The sequence below is a fragment of the Paraburkholderia sp. J10-1 genome (assembly GCF_905220165.1).
Taxonomy (GTDB): Bacteria; Pseudomonadota; Gammaproteobacteria; order Burkholderiales; family Burkholderiaceae; genus Paraburkholderia.
The window spans coordinates 1-803 of record NZ_CAJMYW010000060.1; the positions used below are offsets into that span (position 1 = coordinate 1).

Here is an 803-nt window from a genome sequence, read left to right on the forward strand (position 1 = left end):
TGTTATGGCTTTTTTGAAATGTCCGGTTCTGGCTCATTAGAAATGTCCGATTCCTGCCCTGGTTGACGCGCACGCTCGCGTGAGGCGTCGACCAGGGGTGAACGATGAACGGACGTGAGCTGATCACGGCAAGTATGCGCGAACTCGAGCGGGTCAAGGTCATCGAGGCGGTCGTTGAAAGCCGCCTGCGGTGTTTTCAGGCGGCTGAGCGGCTGCAGCTCAGCGAGCGGCAGATCACCCGGCTGTGCCGGCGCTACGAGGCCGCAGGCCCGGCCGGGCTGGTCTCGGCCAGGCGTGGGCGGCCGAGTAACCGGGAACTGTCCGTCGATCTGCGGGCCCGCGCCATGGCGCTGGTACGTGAACGTTATGCCGATTTCGGGCCCACGCTGGCGTGCGAGAAGCTCGCTGAATGCCATGGCATCTGGCTGGCAAAGGAGACCGTACGTCGATGGATGCGCGATGCGGGTCTGTGGATTCCGCGCGCGCAGCGTCCGCCGAAGGTCTACCAGCCGCGAGCCCGACGCGCGTGTCTGGGCGAACTCGTCCAGATCGACGGCAGCGATCACCGCTGGTTCGAGGAGCGCGCACCGGCCTGCACGCTGCTGGTGTACGTGGACGACGCGACGAGTCGCCTGATGCACCTGCACTTCACGCAGACCGAATCGACCTTCAGCTATTTCGAGGCCACGCGTGCGTATCTGGAGCGTTACGGCAAGCCGGTGGCGCTGTACAGCGACAAGGCCAGCGTGTTCCGCAGTGTCAGGGCCCACGAGACCGGGCGCAGCGTGACGCACTTCGGGCGG

At 65.3% G+C, this 803-nt stretch carries 1 protein-coding gene; it reads left to right on the forward strand.

Annotation, left to right across the window (positions count from 1 at the left end; translation table 11 throughout):
- Window positions 1–104: 104 nt before the first annotated feature.
- Window positions 105–803: ISNCY family transposase (locus U5A65_RS40675; RefSeq protein ID WP_321949715.1), on the forward strand; the 699-nt coding region annotated here is incomplete at its 3' end.